Genomic DNA, 21,754 nt, shown 5'->3' with positions numbered 1-21,754 from the left:
AGATACACTGTGTCGGTCCCGGGCCGACGGACCTTTTTTGTGGTGGCCAGCCGAACGTCCGGTGATGAATCTCGACAGCGAGGCCGAGGAGCTCGCCTCCGCCCTCGGCGCAGACAAGACGGAGGTCAAACGCGACCTGGAGAACCTGGTGTCCTACAGCGTCCCGCTGGAGGAAGCCAAACAGAGTCTCCGCCGGAAGTACGGCGACAGCGACGACAGCTCCGGTTCGGAACCCGAGAGCAAGGATCTGGCCGATGTCACGCCCGAAGACTCGAACGTCACCGTCACCGGACGGGTCCTCACAGTCGGCAAGCGATCGATCCGCTATCAGGGAGCGGATCACACGATCTACGAGGGCGAGATCGCCGACCAGACGGGAACGCTGTCCTACACCGCCTGGGAGGACTTCGATCTCGAGCCCGGTGACACGATCCGTGCGGGCAACGCCGGCGTCCGGGAATGGGAGGGAAACGCCGAGTTGAACCTCGGCGAGTCCACCAGCGTCGAGAAACGCGAACAGTCGCTGTCGGTCCCCTACGAGATCGGGGGCGGCGCGGCACTGATCGACCTCGAGGCCGGCGACCGCGGGGCCGCCGTCGAGGTGACCGTCCTCGAGTGCGAGCGCAAGATGATCGACGGCCGGGACGGCGAGACGGAGATCCTCAGCGGCGTGCTCGCCGACGAGACGGCGCGGCTGCCATTCACCGACTGGGATCCCCACCCCGAGATCGAGGAGGGTGCGTCGGTCCGGATCGAGAACACCTACGTCCGGGAGTTCCGCGGCGCGCCGTCGATCAACGTCTCGGAGTTCTCGACCGTCGAGGTGCTCGATCGGACGGTCGAGGCCGCCGAGTCGGCGCCGGAACTGTCGATCCGGGAGGCGCTCGACTCCGGTGGGATGTTCGACGTCGAGGTCCGCGGCGACGTCATCGCCGTCCGCGACGGATCGGGGTTGATCGAGCGCTGTCCCGAGTGCGGGCGGATCGTCCAGAACGGGCAGTGTCGCACCCACGGACAGGTCGAACCCGTCGAGGACCTTCGGACGAAGGCCATCCTCGACGACGGGACCGGTACGGTCACGGCAATCCTCGACGACGAACTCACCGCCGAGATCTACGGCGGCGACGTCGAGGACGCCCGCGAACACGCCCGCGACGCGATGGACAAGGAAGTCGTCGCAGATACCATCCGGGAGGCGATCGTCGGTCGCTCGTTCCGCGTTCGCGGCACGCTGAGCATCGACGAGTACGGAGCGAACCTGAACGCCACGGCCTTCGCTGAGGTGGCCGACGATCCGGCCGATCGCGCGACCGCGCTGCTCGCTGAGGTGAACCCATGAGCGCCGACGAGGAGACAGTCAACCGCCGGGAGGTCGCCTACCGGCTGTTCGCCAGCGAATTCGAAGACAGCGATTTCTCGTACGCCGAGAGCGACGAGGAACGCGCGCCGAACTACGTGATCACGCCGACGGGCGCGCGGGTCAACCGGCTGTTCGTCGTCGGCGTCCTGACGGAGGTCCAGCCGGTCAGCGACGACGTCCTGCGCGCGCGAGTCGTCGACCCGACCGGGGCGTTCGTCGTCTACGCCGGTCAGTACCAGCCCGACGCCCAGACGTTCCTCGAACGCGCCGAACCGCCGGCGTTCGTCGCCGTCGCCGGTAAAGCCCGCACCTTCCAGCCCGAGGATAGCGACGTGATCTACACCTCGGTCCGGCCCGAGAGCGTCAACGAGGTCGACGCCGAGACGCGCGATCGGTGGACGGTGCGGACCGCCGAGCGCACGCTCGAACGGGTCGGGACGATGGCCGGAGCACTGGACAGCGACGTCGACGGTGAGGAGTTACGGGAACGGCTGGCCGAGCAGGGCGTTCCCGAGGGGCTGGCGGCCGGGATCCCGCTAGCGGTCGACCACTACGGGACCGGCGGCCCCTATCTCGACGCGCTCCGCCGGACCGCCCTGGAGGCGCTGGAAGTGGTCGCTGGCGAACGCGAGGAAGTCACTGACCAGTCAGTCACGCCCGATGCGAGCGGCGAAGCCGATCTGTCGCGTCTCGCCGACCTCGAACTGTCGTCCCCCGAGACGGTTGAGGAACCCGAACCGGGCACAGCGACGGCGGACTCCCGGGCCGGGACAGCAGGAGAGGCCGCCAGCGAGGCGAGCACGGCCGAGGACATGCCCGACGAGCCCGAAGCACCCGGGGAGATCGAGGAGCCAGCCGTCCCGGCTGAAGGCACCGAATCGCGGACGGCCGAGGCAGGTGGCGAGGCTGAGACGGGCGGATCTGAAGCCGGGACATCAGGATCAGAGGCGGCGACTCCCGAGTCGACCGCGGGCACCGAAGAAGAGGACGCCGGTGTCGAAGAAGACGATCTCGGTGATTTCGAGCCGGGCGAGTTCGACCTCGACGAGGAGACCCGCGAGGAGGTCCGCTCGGAGTACGGCACCGACTTCCAGAGCGGGACGGAAGTCGACGAGCCCGGGCAGGCGGACATCGAGAAGCCCGATCCGGAAGACCTCGCCGAGAGCGAACCGGCGGCCGGGGCGCGCGCAGACGAGCCGGCTGCCGGATCCGAGTCGACCGTCGAGGAAAGCACAGATGCGGACGAAGCCGCCGAACTGGATCTGGAAGACGCGGTCATGGACGCGATGACGGAGCTGGACGACGGCGGCGGCGCGGACCGCGAGCAGGTGATCGCCGCCGTCGTCGACGAGCAGGGGGCCGACCCCGGGGCCGTCGAGGACGCGGTGCAGGACGCGCTGATGAACGGCCGGTGTTACGAGCCCGACGACGAGACGCTCAAGCCGATCTGATGGCCGTCGAGCCGATCCCCGACGCGCCCGCCGCGGTCGCCGACACCGGCCAGCGACGCGCGCTCGTCGTCGCGGACTACCACGCCGGGCTGGAGGTCCATCTCCGGCGTGAGGGCGTCGAACTCGACCCCGCCGATCGCCAGCGCCGCGAGCGACTGCTGGCACTGCTTGCGGAGACTGACTCCGACCGGCTCGTCGTGCTCGGCGATCTGGCGACCACGATCGGCGAGCCGACCGGCGAGGAACGCACCGAGATCGAGGCGTTGCTCGATTCCGTCGCCGTCCCGATCACGATCGTCAAGGGCAACCACGACGGCGAGATCGAGTCCGTCGTCGGCGACCGGCCCGACGTGACGGTAACCGACGGCGACGGCACGCGGATCGGCGCGGTCGGGTTCGCACACGGGCACACCTGGCCCGCGCCGGCCGTGCTCGAGGCCGACACGGTGTGTGTCGCTCACGAACACCCGGTCGTCCGACTGGAAGACGAGGTCGGCGGCGCTCGCGTCGAGCGCGTCTGGCTTCGAGGGGGCCTCGACCTGACCCCGTTTCGCGACCAGTACGGCGATCGACTGGGCGCGGTCTCGGCCGAACTGGTCGTCTTCCCCGCGTTCAACGATCGCTCCGGCGGGACGTGGGTCAACGTCGAGGGACGGGACTTCCTCTCGCCGTTCCTGCCCGAGGGACTGGACAACGGGCAAGCGTACCTGCTTGACGGCACGCGACTCGGGCCGTATCGGCGGCTGTGACTGTGTCGGACATTTATTCAATTCATGCGACAGTTGTTGTACTGGTTTCAGATGTGATAGTCGTTGTCGGACGGATCGCAGATGAAAACCGATTAACCCACGGAATCACTAGACTGAAACAGTCCTGTGTCCCCTCCGTCCAGTCGTCTGGCGTCGGTCGTGCGACGGATAGTCCCGGCTGTGGCTCGCTTCGCGCGCAATCCGATCAGGGCGATCATCGTCGCGGCCGGGCTCGTGCTGAATCGCTTCGGACTCGTCGACTGTGAGCGCACGCGCCGGACGGCGGACCTGGCGTGGCCGCGGATCGTCACGGGAATCGCCCGGATGTCGAAAAACGCCGTCGACGTGGCGATGGTCGGGGCCGCCCTCGGGCAGTTCGCCATCAACGGCGTCGGGCTCGCGGGTCCGTTCTGGGGGTTGGCGTTCTCGCTGGGCGGCGGAGTCGCCGCCGGGACGGTCGCGCTGGTCTCCCAGCGGTACGGCGCCGAGCGCTACGACCAGATGGGGCAGGCGATCCGCTCCAGCGCCGCGCTCGTCGTCGTCCTGACGCTGCCGGTGACGGCGCTGTTCTGGCTGTTCCCGACGGAGTTGATCAGCCTGCTGACCGGCGATCCCAGAACGATCGAATACGGGAGCGACTACCTCAAAATCCTCGGGCTGGGCGTGCCCTTCGCGGGGCTGAACCTCATCGGCAGCCGGGTCTACATCGGCGTCGACGACGCCTGGACGCCGATGGTCGTCCGCGCCGGCGGTGCCCTGGCGAACATCGCGATCAACGCCGTGCTGATATTCGGGCTGAACATGGGCGTCGTCGGGGCGGCCATCGGGACGGTCGTCTCGAACGCCGTCGTCACGACCGTCTTCGCCGGAAGTCTCGTCGTCGGTCGGCTGCCCGCGACCAGAGCGTTCCCGGCCGAGGTCGCTCTCGTCAGTCGCTATTTCGATCGGGAGACGCTGTCTGATCTGGTGACCATCGGGCTGCCGGTCGCCGGGCGAAACAGCGTCTGGACGGTCGCGCGCTTCCCGATGCTGGCGATCGTCGGCATGATCGGGCCGACGGTGCTCGCGGCGTACATCGTCGTCCGACGCATCTGGGGGCTGATGAACACGCCCGGCTGGGGCTTCGGGCTGGCCGCCTCGAGTCTTGTCGGACAGGAACTCGGCGCGGAAAACGAGGACACCGCCGAATCCTACGGGATCGAGATCACGCGACTGGCCGTGGCCGTCTACGCGCTCGGCGCAGCGCTGACGGCGGTTTTCGCGACCCAGCTCGTCCAACTGTTCGGCGTCCAGTCTGACGGCACGGCGATCGCGGTCGGGCTGATCTACGCCGCGAGCATCGCCATTCTCCCCCAGGCGGTCAAGGCGACCATCGCAGGAGCGCTCGACGCGACCGGCGACACTCGCTGGCCGTTTTACAGTCAGGCGCTGGGAATGTTCGCCGGCGCGATCCCGCTTGCGTATCTCGGCGCGACGACGCCGCTCGGCGTCTGGGGACTGTATCTGGCCTTTTTGGCCGAGAGCGGGATTCCGGCCGTGATCAACTACTACCGCTTCGCGACCGGCAAGTGGCGCGCGATCAGCCGCGAGTACCGGCCCGACGCTGCGCCCGCGAACGACTAGAGATACTCGAAGTCCTGCTCGCCTGTCTCGAAGCCGACGCGCTCGTGGGCCCAGTCGAAGGGCGTCGCCTCGCGTTTCTCCTGTAGGAACTCGACGATCGACTCACCGACGTTCTCGCCGTAGAGGTTCGGTCCGGTCTGGATCTCCTCGCGGACGGCGTCGGTCTCGGCGACGTACTCGACCATCTCGCGGACGTATTCGCCGTCGACCGGCGGGACCAGCAGGTTCGTCCCGGCCTCGAAGACCGTCTCCGGACGGTCGGTGTTGAACCGGGCCGTCAGGCTGATCGCCTCGTCGATGTAATTGAGTTCCTCCTGCATGCTCCCCGAGTCAGTGAACTCGGCGAAACACTGCCCGGAGGTGAGAAACTCGTAGACGTGGGCGTGTTTCTTCCAGAGCCCGGTAAACAGGAAGTTCTCGCGCTGCTGGTCGAGTTCGAGCAGTCGGTCGCGATAGCCGTAGTGTTCCAGTGCCTTCCGGGTCGCGGTCAACTCGACGAAGTTGACGTTGTAGCCGTCTTCGACCAGCCCGATCACGCCCTCGACGATGGCCCGGAAACGGTCGGGCAGGAGGTTCGCCCGCCGGTGGATGTCGACGCGGATCCAGTCGTCGCGTTCCTCCAGCACGGGATAGATGTCGAAGACGCTCTCCTCGAGGTCGGCGTCGCGTTTCAGATCGATTGCGTCGACGACGCTGTTGCCGACCACGGGGATCCGCTCGTCGTCCTCGACTGCGGCCGGGTATCCCTCGCGCTGGAGGTGCTCGCGGTTGAGTTCGACCGGCGCGAAGTGATAGATCGAACCCGCCGACCCGACGAAGGTGTCGTACTGTTCGGGGAACGGTTCGGCGCGGTTGATCGACCACTCGCCGGTCCATTGGGCGTCGACGAACGCGGGAACGTCCTCGTAGCCCTCAAAATCGGGCGACATCCCGCGCAGTCCGGCCTCGTTGTGGGCGACGGCCTGGTTGGTGGCGAACAGCCACGCCTGCGGGACGATCCCGGCGGCGTGGGTGTCCCCGTGGACGATCGGCAGGACCGTCGTGTCGGGCCATCGCTGTTCGAGGGTATCGGTGAGTTCGTCGATCCGCCGGTGGACCTGTGCGGTCTTCTCCGAGAGCGATCCGCGGATCGCCAGATCGACCGCGACGCGGTCCTCGATGCCGTACTCGGCGAGGCCGTGGCCGAGCACGTCGTCGTAGTGCTGGCCGGTGTGGAGGACGAACGTCGGAACGCCCGCCTCCCGGGCGGCCGTCACGACCGGGGCCTGCTTGTAGAAGTCGGGCTTCGTCGCCGTCACGACCGCGAGGACGAACTCGCCCGCGTCCATCTGACGGGCGAGCCGGTCCTCGTAGATCGTCAGTTCGGCTGGCATATCTCTCTCTGGGTAGACCAGTCGCTAGTAGGTTCTGGTTCGCGCTTCCGTCGAGAATATTGCGCGGGCGTTATTGCGTCGCAGTCGCCGCGTCGCGCTCGGCCAGTTTCTCGGTGGCCTTCCGGAACAGCGCGTCGAGGATCTCCGGCGTGGTGGGGTGATACGCCCGGTTGGGGATCTCGCGGACATCCAGTTCCATCTCGACGGCGAGTTGCATCGTCTTGGCCATCGCGTCGGCGTGGTAGTGCAGCCCCTGATAGCCCAGCACGGTCCCGTCCGGCGCGACGACCAGCCGGGCCCAGCCCTCGGAGGCGTCTTTGGCCTTGAACACGCCGTCGTCCTCGGCGCGGGAGTCGACGGCGACGTAGTCGAGTCCGGCCTCCTCGGCGGAGTCGGCGGAGTGGCCGACGCGGACGAACGGCAGCCGCGCGAGTCCGGAGAACATGACGTGGTGATGCGTGGAGTCGTGTTCGGTGAGATCGCCACCTTCGCGGTGTGCCTGGATGTTCGTCGCGGCCGTCGCGGCCTGCTCTTTCGAGATGTGCAGGATCGGCTCGCGGCCGTTGGCGTCGCCCACGACGAACACGCGCTCGTCGTTTCCGGCCTGCATCGTGGCACCGACCCAGTTCTCGCCGGGCGACAGCGACGTGTTCTCGATACCGAGTCCGTCGAGCGCCGGCTCGCGGCCGGTAAACGAGAACAGCTGGTCCGCCTCGACGACCTCGGCCCCGTCGTCGACGGTTACGCGCACGCCGCCGTCCTCGGTCGCCTCGATCTGACTAGCCTGGGCGTCCAGAAGCACGTCCATGTCGAACTCCTCGCGATAGTAGTCGGCCAGTTCCTCGCCGAACCCGTCGTCGGCCTCGGGCAACAGCTCCGGAAGGACGTCGATCGCGGTCACGTCCATGCCGCCGGCCTCGCTGAGATAGGGCGCGAGTTCGAGCCCGATGTATCCCAGCCCGAGCACGACCGCCGAGTCCTCGAACGCCGTCGCGTCGAGCACGTCGGCGCTCGTGTTGACATCCACGTCTTCGATACCTGGAATCGGCGGGACGCTCGGCGTCGATCCCGTCGCGATCACGACGTAGTCGAGTTCGATCGTCCGGTCGCCGACCTCGATCACGCGGTCGTCGACGAACGTCGCCGTCTCCCGGAGGAGTTCGACGTCCTCGCGCTCGGCGAGCGACTCGATTCCGCTGCGCCGGTGTCCGGCCCATCCAGAGGTGTGCTCGTTCTTGCGTTCGACCGTCCGTTCGAGATCGACGTCGGGGAGGTCACCGACGAGCCGGTCGTCTCGCCGGGCCGCGAATCGGTGTTTCGCGGCCGAGATGACCTCTTTCGAGGGCATGCAACCGCGGAGGATACACAGCCCGCCGCCGGGGTCGCCGTCGTCGATCAGCGTGAGTTCGATCTCCGGGTCGTCGGCGAGCTGTTTCGCGACCGCACCGCCGGCGCTACCGTACGCACCGATGATTGCGACGTGGGTACTCATATCTGACCGACAGTGACCGCGAGGCTTAATCGTTTGGAAACAGCACAATAATCATTGTCGATAGTTTTGATTTTTCGGGGTAGATCTCCACCATTCGTTTCGATTCACACCGCGTCGTGGCGCTCCCGATTTTGGCCGTCTCGGGCGTCGTCACGTCGTCGCGTTGACGTGGTCTCCATCGCATGCTCGGGGCATTCTATCCGAGCGCGCTTTCGGAGGGTTTTCAATATCGCTGTCATCAGTGATTTTTCGACGAGCGGACACTCCGGCGTCAGGCCGTCCCCGCAACAGGGAGGACGAGAAACGTCACGTACGACATCCCGGTGGCGACCGACGGGCCGATGATCCAGAACGCGACGAACCGCACCACGGCAGATCGATCGAACAGTTCGGTCGCGTCTTGCACGTACTCCGTGTCTTCCTCGCCGGCACTCGGTACATCGCTTGGGGTTTCGGCGGTGATTGCGTCGACGGAAACCTCCGTCTGAAATTCACCTTTGAGCATGCCTCCTGCGGATGTCGGACGAGTCGCCCGCCCCCAGCCGAGTCCGACGATACACATGACTGTCGCCAGGGCCAGACTCAGCGGGATGCCCAATGCCGACGCAACAGTCGTAATGCTTGCTGCGACGATCATGACGATCATCGCCGCCAGCAGCGGGAGATCAGTCAGGTCGTTGCCGACCGATTCCATGGTCCGGCGCGCGATCGTGAACGCGCCGAGTCCGATCGCGGCCGTGCCCAGCGCGACGGCCCTGTCCGGGCCGACCAGACCGCCCCCGACCAGCGGTGCGACCGCGTTCGCGACGTTGCTCGCACCGGCGCTAAACGCCATATAACAGGCGATAAGTAGCACCAGACTCGTGCTAAGGACTTCCTTCGGTGTCGTTCCCGGGCCGAGTTCCGGGGTCGGAATGACGCCGGAGTGGTCGAGTACGATCAGCGGTCCGTCGGACTGTTCGAGCGCGAACCGATCGTCGAGGTGCGGATAGAGGTAGCGTCCGATGACGGCACCGAACCAGAACCCGACGACTGGTGCGATGACCCACCAGACCATGATCGAGCCGACGACGGCGTAATCGAGCTGTCCCGTCGCGAGACCGAGTCCGGAGATCGCTCCTACAGCCGTCATCGACGTCGAGACGGGGACACCGTAGAGGTTGGCAAAGAGCATCCCCAGACCGATGAATCCGAGGACGACGACGCTTGCCTCGGCGGAAAACGCCGATCGCGGGACGAGGTCGCCTCCTAGCGTGTCGATGACGTTGCGACCGACCGTCCAGCCCCCCAGGAAGACGAATACCGTCATCAATCCCGCAGCGCCGGTCTTGCCGACGACCCCCGCCCCGACAGGCGGGCCCCACGCGACGCCCGTCGAGGAGCCGCCGATGTTGAATCCGACGAAGACCGCGGCTACGAGCGCGACGGCAAGGAGTATCGCGACCATGATCTCACATTCGGTGGGTTCGGTCTATATGTTCCGGTTGCAAAGCGGCCGACAGGGACCGCACAGCAGGTTGACCGGGTTGATGTCCCGATGACTTATCCCAGTCGTTGGCGTAGTATCAGTATGCCCACCCGCATTCTCGTCGCAATGGACGATTCGGATATGGCCGAACACGCGCTCGAACACGCGCTCGAGATGTACCCCGCCGCGGAGATCACGGTGCTTCACGTCGTCGGAGAGCCCTCGGGGATGATGGGGAAGGCGACGAGCCTCGCGCTGGCCGACGATATCGAGGAAGCAGCCGAAGAACACGCGTCGGAGATCTTCGACCGGGCTCGCGAGATCGCCGGCGACAGGGAGGTTTCGACCGACGTCGCGTGGGGCAATCCCTCGAAGGTGATCGTCAACCGGGCCGAGTCGTTCGACGCCGTCGTGATCGGCAGCCACGGCGGTTCGCTGGCCGACCGCCTGTTCGTCGGCGATGTCGCACAGCAAGTGTTCCGTCACTCGCCGGCTCCCGTAACTGTCGTCCGGTGACAGGCCGGCTCCAGTGACAGTCGCCAGGTGACAGCGATACGCGGTCCACGATCGGTACTCGTCGCGGAGAACATCGCCGAGCGCCGACAAAAAGGCTTTACCGGCCCAGTCGCCTATCGGGACGCAAATGGTACTCGACGATCTCGGTTCCTCCCTTCGCGGAGCCCTCGACGACCTCCGGGGCAAGTCCCGCATCGACGAGGAGGACGTAGACGCCGTTGTCAAGGAGATCCAGCGGTCGCTCCTGCAGGCCGACGTCGATGTCGACCTCGTGATGGATCTGTCCGATCGCATCAAATCTCGCGCGCTCGATGAGGAGCCACCCGCCGGCACCTCCGCACGGGACTGGGTGTTGCGGATCGTCTACGAGGAACTGGTCGAGCTGGTCGGCGAATCGACCGAACTGCCGCTGGAGTCGCAGACGATCATGCTCGCCGGCCTCTACGGGTCCGGCAAGACCACGACCGCGGCGAAGATGGCGTGGTGGTTCTCGACGAAGGGGCTTCGACCGGCGATCATCCAGACCGACACCGACCGCCCCGGGGCCTACGACCAGGCCGAGCAGATGGCCGAGCGCGCCGAGGTCGACTTCTACGGCGATCCCGACGAGGACGATCCCGTCACGATCGCCCGCGAGGGGCTCGAAGAAACCCGGACCGCCGACGTCCGGATCGTCGACACCGCCGGCCGGGACGGCCTCAACGAGGAACTGATCGAACAGATAGAGCGCATCGAGCGCGAGGTCAACCCCGACCGCAACCTGCTGGTGCTTGACGCCGCGATGGGTCAGAGCGCCAAGAGCCAGGCCGCCGACTTCCAGGAAGCGATCGGCATCGACGGCGTGGTCATCACTAAACTCGACGGGACCGCGAAAGGCGGCGGCGCGCTTGCGGCGGTCGACGAAACCGACTCGACGATCGCGTTCCTCGGGACCGGCGAGACCGTTCAGGACATCGAGCGCTTCGAGCCGTCGGGGTTCATCTCCCGGCTGCTCGGGATGGGCGATCTCAAGCAACTGACCGACCGCGTCGAGCGCGCGATGGAGCAGACCCAGGACGAAGACGAGGACTGGGACCCCGAGGACATGATGGAGGGGGAGTTCACCCTCTATGACATGCAAAAGCAGATGGAGGCGATGAACAACATGGGGCCGCTCGATCAGGTGCTCGATATGATCCCCGGAATGGGCGGCGGACTCATGGATCAGCTCCCCGACGACGCCATGGACGTCACCGAAGAGCGCATGCGCGACTTTCAGGTCATCATGGATTCGATGACCGAGGGCGAGATGGAAAACCCCCGTATCGTCGGGAAGTCACGCATCGAGCGAATCGCCCGCGGGTCGGGCAAGCCCGAGGACCGCATCCGCGAACTGCTCGAACAGCACAAGATGATGTCCCAGACGCTCAAGCAGTTCCAGGGCATGGGCGACGCCGACATGGAACGGATGATGAAGCAGATGCAACAGCAGGGCGGCGGCGGTGGCGGGATGGGTGGCATGGGCGGCGGTCCCGGCGGACCGTTCGGTGACTGATACGGATTCTCGCGTCGATGTGTCGGTACGACCGCACTACAGCGGCCGTCGATCCGGAACGGATAGAGGTTATCGCACCCGAGCGACGGGCTTTCCCGTCGGTACACCCAACCGGACGCATGGACGAGCACACCCGCGACGACAGCGTGCCACCGCCGGACGGCTCTCCGACAGGGTGGGATCCGACGACTCGGACGTGGGAACACGCGACGCTCCGGCGGGCGACTGCGACCGGCGTTCGACTGTACAACGACGGCGCGTTCCACGAATCGCACGACTGTTTCGAGGCCGAGTGGTACAACTACGGTCGCGGCACGACCGAGAGCGCCTTCGCCCACGGGATGGTGCAGGTCGCCGCCGGCGCGTACAAGCACTTCGATTTCGAGAACGACGACGGCATGGCGAGTCTCTTCGAGACCGCCCTCCAGTATCTCCACGGCGTCCCGAACGACTACTACGGCGTCGATGTCCTCGACGTTCGAACCGCGCTGACGAACGCCCTCGCGAATCCGACCGCCCTCGATGGCTGGCGAATCCCGCTGGATGGAGCCCACCCTCGTGCGACGAGCGTAGACTACGAGTACGCCGAGAGCCTCGACGAGTGAGATCCGCCGCGCCGGAGCGCAACTATCGGCGTTCCGAGAACGGGGTCACTCTTCCAGACGATCCAGATCCGCTTGCGTGTTCACGTCTGCGAGCACGTCCTCGCCCCACTGTCGCGTGATGGTTTCGCCGTCGAGCGTGGTACAGTCGAGCGCGTCGAGCACCGCGCGGAGCCGTCGCGTCCCGTTCGATCGCTGTTCGGTGACCGCCCGCCGGAGCGCTCGCGTCTCGAAGACTGCAGGGACGGGCTGATCGATGCCGTCGGCGCGGATCACGACTCCCTCTTTCGACAGCGAGTCAAGCAGCGATCGATACAGTCCCGCGGGGACCAGCGGCCGGTCGGCGCTTGTGACGGCGACAGTCTCGGCTTCGAGCCCCTCGAGTGCGGCGTCCAGCCCCGCAAGCGGCCCCGCGTCGGGCGTCGGATCGGGCCGGTACTCGACGTCCGACAGCACGGGCTCGAACGCCGGACGTTGCTCGCGCCGGCAGCTCACGACGACTCGTTCGACGACCGCCCGAAGCGGTTCGACCGCGTGGACGATCAGCGGTCGGCCGCGGAACTCGGCGAGTGTCTTGTCGCGGTCGCCGAACCGACGCGCGAACCCGCCGGCGAGGACGATTCCAGCACGCGAATGCACGGACATTCCGTCGTTCGCGTCCCGTCCTGATAGGCGTTCGCTCCGACAGATCACTCGAGTTTGCCGAGTGCAGCGAAGAAATCCAGCGGCGGACCGGCGACGTGAACGCTCTCTTCGGCCCGCCGAAGCGTGACTCGCGTCGGGGTTTCGATGTCCCGTGAGACGCGGCCGTCACTGACGACGGTCGCGCCGCCGTCGCTTTCGACGTGGATCGTGAGTTCGCTGTCCTCGTCGACGACCAGCGGCGGCATCGCCAGTTCCGCCGCCATCTCGGTCACGACCAGGGCATCGACGCTCGGATGGACGAGCGGCCCGGCTTCGCTGAGGTTGTACGCGGTGCTGCCGGTCGGTGTCGCGACGAGGACTCCGTCCGCGTGACCGCTGGTGTACAGCGAGCCGTCGACGCGGACGGTGACGTCGACGCCGTTGCCGTGGCCGCGCTGTGGCCCCTGAATGACGACCTCGTTGAGCGACGGCGGGAGCGTCCAGTCCTCGCCGGTGGCTCGAACGCGCGAGAGCGCTCTGGTCGGCGTCCGACCGTCCTCGCGGAGATCATCGATGACGTCGTGGACCGCCTCGATCGCGTCGTCCGGTGCGACCCCATTCAGAAAGCCGACTTCACCGAGGTTGACACCCATGATCGGCGTGTCCTCGACGCCGCGGGCCGCAAAGAGGAACGTCCCGTCGCCGCCGATGGCCAGAACCAGATCACAGGTGTTCAGGTCGTCTATCGCGATTGCATCGGGTTCGAAGCGCTCGCTGCCGCTCGGTCCGTAGCCTCGATCCCGTTCCTCCGAGAGCGCCTCGGCCGTTACCGAATCGACCAGCACGTCCACGTCGTCCCGGAAACTGCGGCCGATTGCCTCGACGAGCGACTGTGCGCGCGGGTTTCCCTTCTGACCGACGATCCCGAGTTGCATACTCCCGGAGGTTGATCTCCCCAACCAATAAAGCCAGGCGAACCGCGGCCGTCGCACAGACACATTTAATTCATCGAGAGATAATACAGAGACATGGCTATCGGCCGTGGTGTCCGCAGATGAGCGACGACGACTGGTTCGAGAGCGCCTTCGAGGACGAGGACGCCACCGGGAGCGCCTCCGAGGACGGAGACGCATCCGCCGATTTCTCGGAAGACATCGACACCACAGCGGACGCGTTCGAGGATAGCACGACGCAGGACGCGTTCGGAGCAGACCGGCCGGACGAAGCGGTGGCCGACAGTACGGATGCGTTCGCCGACGCCGACACGGATGAGGACGTTCCCGCGGACGACGACCCATTCGGAAGTGACGACGATCCGTTCGCCTCCGAGGAGTCCGGTGCCGGGGGATCGCTGTTCGACGACGACTTCGCGAGCGCGATGCAGAGCGCCGGACCGGGCGGCGACGAGGCCGGCGAAGACTTCGACGAGGCGGCGTTCGAATCGGAGATCCCGCGGATCGACCTCGGCATCTCCGGGCTGGACGAGATGATTCAGGGCGGCGTCCCGGAGCGACACCTCATGGTCGTGGTCGGCGCACCCGGGTCTGGGAAGACGACCTTCGGGTTACAGTTCCTCTATCACGGACTTCAACAGGGCGACAGCGCCGTGTTCATCACGCTCGAACAGAGCAGGCAGGCGATTCTCGACACCGCCAACGAACGCGGCTGGGAGTTCGACCGCTACGAGGCCGAAGACGACCTGGCTATCGTCGATCTGGATCCAGTCGAGATGGCGAACAGCCTCGACAACATCCGCGGCGAGCTCCCGCAGCTGATCCGGGAGTTCGACGCCGAGCGACTCGTTCTCGACTCGGTGTCGCTGCTGGAGATGATGTACGACGATCAGGCCAAACGCCGAACTGAAGTGTTCGATTTCACACGATCACTCAAGCAGGCCGGCGTCACCACGATGCTCACGAGCGAGGCCAGCGAGGACAACCCCTACGCCTCCAGACACGGCATCATCGAGTACCTGACCGACGCCGTCTTCGTCCTCCAGTACGTCCGTGGCGACACCCAGGAGACGCGACTGGCCGTCGAAATACAGAAGATCCGCAACGCCAACCACTCCCGGGCGACCAAGCCCTACGACATCACGCTCGACGGCATCGACGTCTACCAGCAGGCCAGCATCTTCTAGAAAATTGTTTGCCGGGGGAACGCGTACGCGAGTGACGATGGAACTGGAGTCGGTCCCCGGCGTCGGTGCCAAGACCGCTGAAGCGCTTGGGAGTCTCGACGACGCCGAGCGAGCACTCACAGAGGGCGACGTGGCGACGCTGGCCCGGGCACCGGGAATCAGCGAGGGGCGAGCGGCCAGAATCGCCCGTGCCGCGATACAGACGCGCCACGACGACCACGGCGACTTCCTCGCGACCGACCGCACCCGCGAGATCTACCGCGAGATACTCGGCCACCTGCAGGACCGGACTGTCACCGACGACGCCGCGGCCCGCCTGCGGACGCTCTATCCCAGCGCCGCCGAGAGCCGGATCCGCGAGGTCCGGGCGTTCACCCGTGAGGCGCTGTCACGCGATCCCGATCCGGCCGTGCTCGACGCACTCGATGGCGTCGAACCGCTCGAATCCCCCGGCGACGTTCGGGTCCGGGACCGGTGTCTCGTCACCGGGGACGCCGAGCGCTACGCACAGGCGCGCGAGGCGATCCCCGAAGTCAGCGTCGAGGTCGTCGAGGACACCCGCCAGCTCGCCGAACTCGCCCGCAGCTACGCGACGGTGATCGTCCTCGACGAGGAGTTCGCCGGGGTCGACGTCGAGGGTGACGTGCGGGTCCAGCCGGACGCGCTCGACCGACCCGAGGCGGTCGTCCCGGAGCGCACGCTGTCGTTTTTCGCCGCGAACCGCGAGCCCTTGCAGGCCGCGATCGCCGTCCACCGGGCCGCGGATCTGGAACCGCCCTGCGAGCTGGAGCCGCTCGAGTCGGCGCTCGCGATGCTCGACGAGGACGGCACGCCACGCGGGGACGGCGAACTCGACAGGCTCGCGACCGCTGTCGACGATCTGGACGCCGCCGTCTCGACCGCCGAATCCGTCGCCAACGACCACCTCCGGGAGGCGATCGAGGAACGGGACGTGACCATCGAGGGCACGGACCTGCTGTCGCTGGTCGAGCGCGGTGCCGGCGTCGACTCGCTGCTCTCACGGGAACTGGCCGACGAGTACGACGCGGCGGTCGCGGCCGCACGCGAGCACCTGATCGATGCCCTCGAACTCACAGACACCGAATCGATCGCCCGCAGAGCGTTCCCCGACGAACCGACCTACCCCGTCGAACACACCGAAGAGGTCGTCTCTCGGCTACGCGAGGAGTTGACGACCGCCCGCGATCGGCGTGCGACCCGGCTCAAGCGCGAGCTGGCGAGCGATCTGGCGGCGTTCCGGTCGGCCGCCGACGACCTCGTCGACGCCGCGCTCGACCTCGACGTGGAACTCGCCGTCGCCCGATTCGCCGACGACTTCGACTGCACCCTGCCGGCGATCGACGCGCTCGACACGCCCGAGAACGCGAGCCCCCCGCCGGAACCGGACGTTCCGGGAGACGGTGGCGTCGCGATCGAGGGCGGGCGATCGCCGCTGCTGGACGTCCCCTTCGAGGCGGTCGAGCCGGTCGATTATCACGTCTCCGGGGTCGCGCTCCTCTCGGGCGTCAACAGCGGCGGCAAGACCTCGACGCTCGATCTCATCGCACTGGTGGTCGTGCTGGCACACATGGGGTTACCCGTGCCGGCCGAGGCCGCCCGCGTGACGCGGATCGACGAGCTGCACTATTACGCCAAAACGCAGGGGACGCTAGACGCAGGAGCCTTCGAGTCGACGCTCCGAGAGTTCGGCGATCTGGTGACCGGCGTCGCCGAGGACCGCGAGACGCTCGTCCTCGTGGACGAACTGGAGAGTATCACCGAGCCCGGCGCGAGCGCGAACATCATGGCCGGGATCCTCGAAGCGCTCTCGGCGCGCGGCGCGACCGCAGTGTTCGTCTCACATCTCGCGGGCGAGATCCGGGACGTCGCTAGCATCGACATCGCCGTCGACGGGATCGAAGCGATCGGGCTGGACGACGGCGAGTTGCTCGTCGATCGCTCGCCGGTGAAAGGGACGCTGGCCCGCTCGACGCCCGAACTGATCGTCGAGAAACTGGCCGCGGACGGCGACGGCTTCTACGAGCGGTTACTGGAGAAATTCGAAGACTAGTCCGATTCGGGCATCGACAGACGCCGACCGCTACGGTTTCACGAGGATCTTTACCTGATCGCTGTCGGGATCGATGAGACGCTCGAAGCCCTCGTCGGTGATGTCGTCAAGGTCGATCCGGTCAGTGATGAGCGGGTCGGGATCGAACCGGCCGTCCTCGAGCATGTCGATGACCATGCCGAACTCCTCGGCCGAGCGGGGACCGCCCTGATAGGCGATCGAACCGACGAGTTCGCGCTCGGGGATGACCAGGTCGTTCGGCTGTGTCTCGACGCCCTCCTCGAAGATGCTGACTTCCGCGACGCGCCCGCCGGGGCGCGTGCTGTTTATCGCCTGGTTGTAGGTCGCCTCGACGCCAGCGACGTCGAATGCGATGTCCACGCCCTCGCCGGTCTCGGCGCGGATCGCCTCGAGGGCGTCTTCCTCGGTCGGGTCGATCAGCACATCCGCGCCGCACGCCTCGGCGCGCTCGCGTCGCCGGTCGCGCGGCTCCGAGACGATGATCGGTCCGGCACCCGCGACTCGCAGAGCCTGAATCTGGCAGAGTCCGATCGGGCCGCTCCCGAACACGGCGACCGAATCGCCGGGGGAGACGTCGGCGACGCGCGCGGCGTGCAGCGCGACCGCCAGCGGTTCGACGAGTGCGCCGTGTTCGACGGGCATGTCTCCGAGCAGAACAGCCTGTTCAGCGTCGACGACGACATTCTCGGCGAACCCGCCGTTGGAGGCCAGTCCAGTGAACCCGAGCGACTCACAGCGGTGATACTCGCCGGCCTCACAGCGAGGACACTCCCCACAGTAGATAATCGGGTTGACGGCGACGGCGTCCCCCTCTGAGAGGTCAGTGACATCCGATCCAACCTCCGAGATCGTGCCGCTGAATTCGTGACCCATCGTGAGGGGTGCCTGTACACCCGAAACAGGGTGGGGCGCGTCCCCGGGAACGAAAATCGGCCCGGCGGTGTACTCGTGGAGATCCGACCCACAGATCCCGCAGGCCTCGACGTCGATCCGAACTTCTTCGGGTCCGACTTCGTCCGGTTCAATGTCCTCGACGCGGATGTCCTCCTGTCCGTAATATCTGGCTGCGTCCATGCACACTGAGATCGAACCCGCGTCGATATAACCGGACGACTGTTTCCCAAGACGCGAATCTCACCATAGCATTTTAAGATGATTTGAGTCGATAGACGAAATGATACGATTTATCGTCAGGATCCGCTGTCGTCCTCGCTGCTCGCGGGTCGCTCTGCTCCCCGCTCGACTATTTCGAGGACTCCCTGCGGTCGTCCTCGCTGCTCGCGGGTCGCTCTGCTCCCCGCTCGACTATTTCGAGGACTCCCTGCGGTCGTCCTCGCTGCTCGCGGGTCGCTCTGCTCCCCGCTCGACTATTTCGAGGACTCCCTGCGGTCGTCCTCGCTGCTCGCGGGTCGCTCTGCTCCCCGCTCGACTATTTCGAGGCTCTTCGCTCCGATCAGAGCCTCGCTTCTCACGGCTTCGGCGGATCCCCATCGTAGGCGTCCAGATCGTTGTAGAAGTTCAACAGCCCGAACTTCAACTTCTCCGGTTCGACATCGATCATCTCCGCGCGCTCCTCCGGCGGGAAAGTCTTGCGGACGGCGTAGTCGCGCATCTCGATCTCGGCGTCGCGGGTGTAGCGTTTGTCGACGAGAATCCGCGCCCCGAAATCCGTCGGCGAGCGCACGACCCGCCCCAGCGCCTGCCGGGTCTTTCGAACCGTGGGGATCTCGACGGCATACCGCCAGCCAGCTTCGTCGTCTCCATCGGGTCCCTCGCCGCCGAAGGCGACCTGATAGGCCTGCTGGACGGCGTCCATCCGATCGTCGAGATGCGGATAGGGTACGCCGACCACCACGACCGTCCGGGCGTCGTCGCCGTCGTAACTGACGCCCTCGGTGAGCGTCCCCCACAGCGACGAGAAGAGCACGCCGTCGTCGCTGCCGGTGAACTCCTCGCGCAACTCGTTGGCCGGCGTGGCTGGTTCGTCGAGATATCGCTCCGCGTCGGTCTCGACCCGGTGGTAGTACCGTTCGGCCTCGGCGTAACTCGGGAAGAAGGCGAGCGTGTTCCCCGGCGTGAACTCGACCGCGTCCTCCAGCACCCTCGTGACGGTGTCCTGAGTGGCCGGATCGTCACGCTCGCTGGCGAACAGCGCGGGCGCTTGCACGGCGTAGGTCCGCCGACGTTCCGCTGGGAACTGCGCACCGTAGGCCATCGTCTCTGCGTCAGTCAGGCCGAGTACATCCTCAGTCACCTCGAACGGTCGCAGCGTCGCGCTCATCAACACTCCCGCGTGGAGGTCGTCGAACAGCGACCGAGTGACGCGCTCGGGGATACACGTGTACAACTCGGCGCGACCATATATTTCCCCAGCCGAGTCGTCACCGAGGCCGTTCTGTCCGTCGTCAGTCTGCTTACGAACGCTTATGACGGGATACATCCCCTGACTGTCACCCTCGTCGAACCACGCTTCGAGGAACGTCGCCGCCTGCAGCGTCTGACACTCCTTGCGAACGGTGGTCTCGCCGTCCTTGTAGGCCTCCTCGTAGCGCTGGTCGAGTTCCCGACCGAGTTCCAGCGCGCGCTCCAGTTCCTCACGGTAGCCGGGACCGGTGTAGGAGCGCAGGAACGACAGCGTCAGGTCGTCCTTGCGGTCCTCGTTGGCGATCGACAGGTCCGTCCACTGATCGTCGACCTCCGCTTCCCGAACCGTGTCGGGACCCATCGTCTCCCTGTAGGTCGCCGCGAGAGCGTCCCGGTAAGTCTCGATGACGTTTCGGGCAGCCTCGACGCGGGGGTCGTCGGTCTCCTCGAGTTCCTCCAGCGCCTGCCCGAGTGTGGTCTCAGTGAGCGTCCGCCGGGCGTGCTCGCGAGCGGCGTCCTCGACGTTGTGCGCCTCGTCGAAGACCGCGATGACGTCCCCGGGGTCGCGACCCAGCCACCGGAAGAACTGCTCGCGGATCATCGGATCCAGCAGGTGATGATAGTTCGCGATCACCAGATCGACCCCGTCCATCCCCTCCTTGAGGAGTTCGTACCCACACAGGCCCTGCCGGTCGGCGTATGCGTAGATGTCGTCGGGCGTGCGAACGTCGTCGTACAGCCACGCGTAGAACTCGTCGATGTCGGCGGTCAGGTTCCGGTAGTAGTGCTCGCAGGTCGCCCGGTCCTCGAACGCCGAGAGGTCGTCCTCGATCGACTCAAGGTCATCCATCACGGCCGACCGTGCCTCCGCGGCCTCGCCCTCGCCGGCTTGGCTCGCGTCGAGCAGTTCCCGCTGGCGGCGCTCGAGTTCGGCCCGTTCGCGTTCGAGTTCGACCTGTTCGCGGGTCGTGTCCCGCAGGGCCTGACACTCCTCGTAACCGACGTCGATGTGACACATCGAGGCCTTCCCGCGGAAGACGACCGCACGCAGGTCCTCGGTCTGTGCGATCGCGCTGGCCTCCTCGATGAACTGACGGGTCTGCTGGTGGACGTTCGTCGTGATGACGACGGTCTTGTCGGTCTCGCGGGCGTACTCCAGTGCCGGCGTCAGCGACGCAAGCGTCTTGCCCGTCCCGCAGGCCCCTTCAAAGAGCACGTCCCGACCGTCTCCGAGCGCGTCGTAGATCCGCCCCATCGCCTCTCGCTGGTGGTCGTAGGGCTGCTCGTAGGGGAAAAACCGGAGATACGACGGCTCTGTTGCCACACGACTGTGTTCATCGCTCGCAGGCAAAAACGTTCGCCCACCGGAGTGAAAGTGGACATCGAAAGAGTGCGATCGTGCCCGACGCCGGGATAGTTTGAATGCGATGGGGACAGATGCTACGGGCAATGCAACGACGAGAGCTGTTCGGCGGGGCGATCGCATTCGCGGGAGCGATCCTCGTGCTCGTCCAGTTCGTACAGGGGATCCAGCAACTGGACGGGTTCGAAGGACAGACAGGTGCCGTCGTCTTCGCCGTCGAGACAGTCCCGTTCCTGTTCGTGGCCGGTGCGCTCGTCTACATCGGCTACTGGTTAACCGACCAGTCGGAATACGAACAGGAACTTCCGCGGATCGCAGGATGGGGCGTCGCCAGCGCGGTACTGTTCGCGTCGGTCTCGGCGCTGGTCGTCTTCAGCCAGCAGGCCAGGCCGACAGTTGACGTTCTCGGACTGGCTCCCGCGATCGCGATCAACCACGTCACCGTCGGTGCCGTTGTCGGCGTCCTCGTCGGACTCTACGACGCCCGGGGGCTGGCACACCAGCGCGCGCTCGAAACCGAACGCGACCGCATCGAACAGTTCGCCAACAAGGCGATGGACGTCAACACCTACGGCCGGGAGCTCACCCGCAGCGACTCTATCGACGCGGTGAGCGCGCTGTGCATCCAGGCACTGCAGGGACTGCTCGGTCTGACCGAGGCGGCCTTCGTCGTCGTCGGTGGCGAGGACTCTCGGATCGTAGATAGCACGGTGGTCGGCGTCTCCGACGAGGGGCTCGTCGAACTGGCCAGCCGGTCACGAGAACAGGAGCCCACGACCGTCGTGATCCACGAATCGATCCCCGACTCGCTCGAAGAGCGTGCCGACGGCGCGATCACGCTACGGATCACTGACCTCGACGGCGCGTCCGCGGTATTACTGGCGCTGACCGACGACCTCGAGTTCAACGACGAGGACGTGCAACTGCTTGAGTTGTTGCTCGCGCACGCGGCGACAGCACTCGATGCTGTCTCCGAAGACGGCGAGTTCGACCGCTGATCGCG

General features: G+C 66.3%; 17 protein-coding genes. 10 read left to right on the top strand and 7 right to left on the bottom strand.

Going from position 1 to position 21,754, the window contains the following annotated elements; genetic code table 11:
- The first annotated feature begins 64 nt into the window (after nucleotides 1-64).
- The 4 genes from HSR122_RS04365 (at nucleotide 65) to HSR122_RS04350 (ending at nucleotide 5,183) form a co-directional block, all read left to right on the top strand.
- Entirely contained in the window at nucleotides 65-1,339 is a 1,275-nt protein-coding gene (locus tag HSR122_RS04365) for a Single-stranded DNA binding protein (protein WP_229111464.1), read from the top strand.
- Complete coding sequence (locus HSR122_RS04360; protein ID WP_229111463.1) at nucleotides 1,336-2,811, top strand: RPA family protein; 1,476 nt, start codon at nucleotides 1,336-1,338, stop codon at nucleotides 2,809-2,811. The genes HSR122_RS04365 and HSR122_RS04360 overlap by 4 nt, the downstream gene beginning before the upstream one ends.
- Nucleotides 2,811-3,560 (top strand): metallophosphoesterase, encoded by a 750-nt coding sequence (locus HSR122_RS04355; RefSeq protein WP_229111462.1) that lies wholly within the window; start codon nucleotides 2,811-2,813, stop codon nucleotides 3,558-3,560. Before HSR122_RS04360 ends, HSR122_RS04355 begins: the two co-directional genes overlap by 1 nt.
- 180 nt (nucleotides 3,561-3,740) lie before the next feature.
- Nucleotides 3,741-5,183 (top strand): MATE family efflux transporter, encoded by a 1,443-nt coding sequence (locus HSR122_RS04350; protein ID WP_229111461.1) that lies wholly within the window; start codon nucleotides 3,741-3,743, stop codon nucleotides 5,181-5,183.
- Here the strand turns inward: HSR122_RS04350 and HSR122_RS04345 are convergent.
- The 3 genes from HSR122_RS04345 to HSR122_RS04335 form a co-directional block, all read right to left on the bottom strand.
- A complete protein-coding gene (locus HSR122_RS04345; RefSeq protein ID WP_229111460.1) occupies nucleotides 5,180-6,556 on the bottom strand; it encodes a UDP-N-acetyl glucosamine 2-epimerase in 1,377 nt (458 codons plus the stop codon). The two genes, HSR122_RS04350 and HSR122_RS04345, sit on opposite strands and share 4 nt — an antisense overlap.
- Before the next feature lie 70 nt (nucleotides 6,557-6,626).
- Entirely contained in the window at nucleotides 6,627-8,048 is a 1,422-nt protein-coding gene (locus HSR122_RS04340) for a dihydrolipoyl dehydrogenase family protein (protein WP_229111459.1), read from the bottom strand.
- A gap of 271 nt (nucleotides 8,049-8,319) precedes the next feature.
- The gene (locus tag HSR122_RS04335; RefSeq protein WP_229111458.1) at nucleotides 8,320-9,495 is read right to left on the bottom strand and encodes an inorganic phosphate transporter; all 1,176 of its coding nucleotides are present in this window, start codon (nucleotides 9,493-9,495) and stop codon (nucleotides 8,320-8,322) included.
- Between the two features lie 123 nt (nucleotides 9,496-9,618).
- Here HSR122_RS04335 and HSR122_RS04330 point away from each other — a divergent pair, with 123 nt between their 5' ends.
- From HSR122_RS04330 to HSR122_RS04320, 3 genes are all read left to right on the top strand, one after another.
- Complete coding sequence (locus HSR122_RS04330; protein WP_229111457.1) at nucleotides 9,619-10,032, top strand: universal stress protein; 414 nt, start codon at nucleotides 9,619-9,621, stop codon at nucleotides 10,030-10,032.
- 127 nt (nucleotides 10,033-10,159) lie between these two features.
- Complete coding sequence (locus tag HSR122_RS04325) at nucleotides 10,160-11,566, top strand: signal recognition particle protein Srp54 (RefSeq protein WP_229111456.1); 1,407 nt, start codon at nucleotides 10,160-10,162, stop codon at nucleotides 11,564-11,566.
- A gap of 119 nt (nucleotides 11,567-11,685) precedes the next feature.
- Nucleotides 11,686-12,171 (top strand): DUF309 domain-containing protein, encoded by a 486-nt coding sequence (locus HSR122_RS04320; RefSeq protein ID WP_229111455.1) that lies wholly within the window; start codon nucleotides 11,686-11,688, stop codon nucleotides 12,169-12,171.
- A 45-nt stretch (nucleotides 12,172-12,216) separates the two neighbouring features.
- Here HSR122_RS04320 and mobA read toward each other — a convergent pair whose 3' ends face one another.
- A complete protein-coding gene (gene mobA, locus HSR122_RS04315) occupies nucleotides 12,217-12,813 on the bottom strand; it encodes a molybdenum cofactor guanylyltransferase (RefSeq protein WP_229111454.1) in 597 nt (198 codons plus the stop codon).
- A gap of 44 nt (nucleotides 12,814-12,857) precedes the next feature.
- Nucleotides 12,858-13,727, bottom strand: a complete 870-nt coding sequence (locus HSR122_RS04310; protein ID WP_229111453.1) for an NAD(+)/NADH kinase — start codon at nucleotides 13,725-13,727, stop codon at nucleotides 12,858-12,860.
- A 119-nt stretch (nucleotides 13,728-13,846) separates the two neighbouring features.
- Here HSR122_RS04310 and HSR122_RS04305 point away from each other — a divergent pair, with 119 nt between their 5' ends.
- Together HSR122_RS04305 and HSR122_RS04300 are read left to right on the top strand one after the other, a co-directional pair.
- Nucleotides 13,847-14,932, top strand: coding sequence for a KaiC domain-containing protein (locus tag HSR122_RS04305; protein WP_229111452.1), 1,086 nt, complete (start codon nucleotides 13,847-13,849; stop codon nucleotides 14,930-14,932).
- A gap of 37 nt (nucleotides 14,933-14,969) precedes the next feature.
- Nucleotides 14,970-17,003, top strand: a complete 2,034-nt coding sequence (locus HSR122_RS04300) for a MutS-related protein (protein ID WP_229111451.1) — start codon at nucleotides 14,970-14,972, stop codon at nucleotides 17,001-17,003.
- Between the two features lie 30 nt (nucleotides 17,004-17,033).
- On the opposite strand, the gene HSR122_RS04295 is transcribed toward HSR122_RS04300, so the two are convergent.
- Nucleotides 17,034-18,098 (bottom strand): 2,3-butanediol dehydrogenase, encoded by a 1,065-nt coding sequence (locus tag HSR122_RS04295; RefSeq protein ID WP_229111450.1) that lies wholly within the window; start codon nucleotides 18,096-18,098, stop codon nucleotides 17,034-17,036.
- 394 nt (nucleotides 18,099-18,492) lie between these two features.
- Nucleotides 18,493-20,712 carry an ATP-dependent DNA helicase gene (locus HSR122_RS04290; RefSeq protein ID WP_267491221.1) on the bottom strand — a complete coding sequence of 740 codons (2,220 nt, stop codon included), beginning with the start codon at nucleotides 20,710-20,712 and terminating at the stop codon, nucleotides 18,493-18,495.
- A gap of 125 nt (nucleotides 20,713-20,837) precedes the next feature.
- Between HSR122_RS04290 and HSR122_RS04285 the strand changes: the two genes are divergently transcribed.
- Complete coding sequence (locus HSR122_RS04285; RefSeq protein WP_229111449.1) at nucleotides 20,838-21,749, top strand: hypothetical protein; 912 nt, start codon at nucleotides 20,838-20,840, stop codon at nucleotides 21,747-21,749.
- The last annotated feature ends 5 nt before the right edge of the window (nucleotides 21,750-21,754 follow it).

It is taken from the genome of Halapricum desulfuricans, from assembly GCF_017094525.1.
GTDB classification, from domain to species: Archaea; Halobacteriota; Halobacteria; order Halobacteriales; family Haloarculaceae; genus Halapricum; species Halapricum desulfuricans.
The sequence above is the reverse complement of the archived record's forward strand: the minus strand, read 5'-3'. Positions and strand labels throughout refer to the sequence as shown.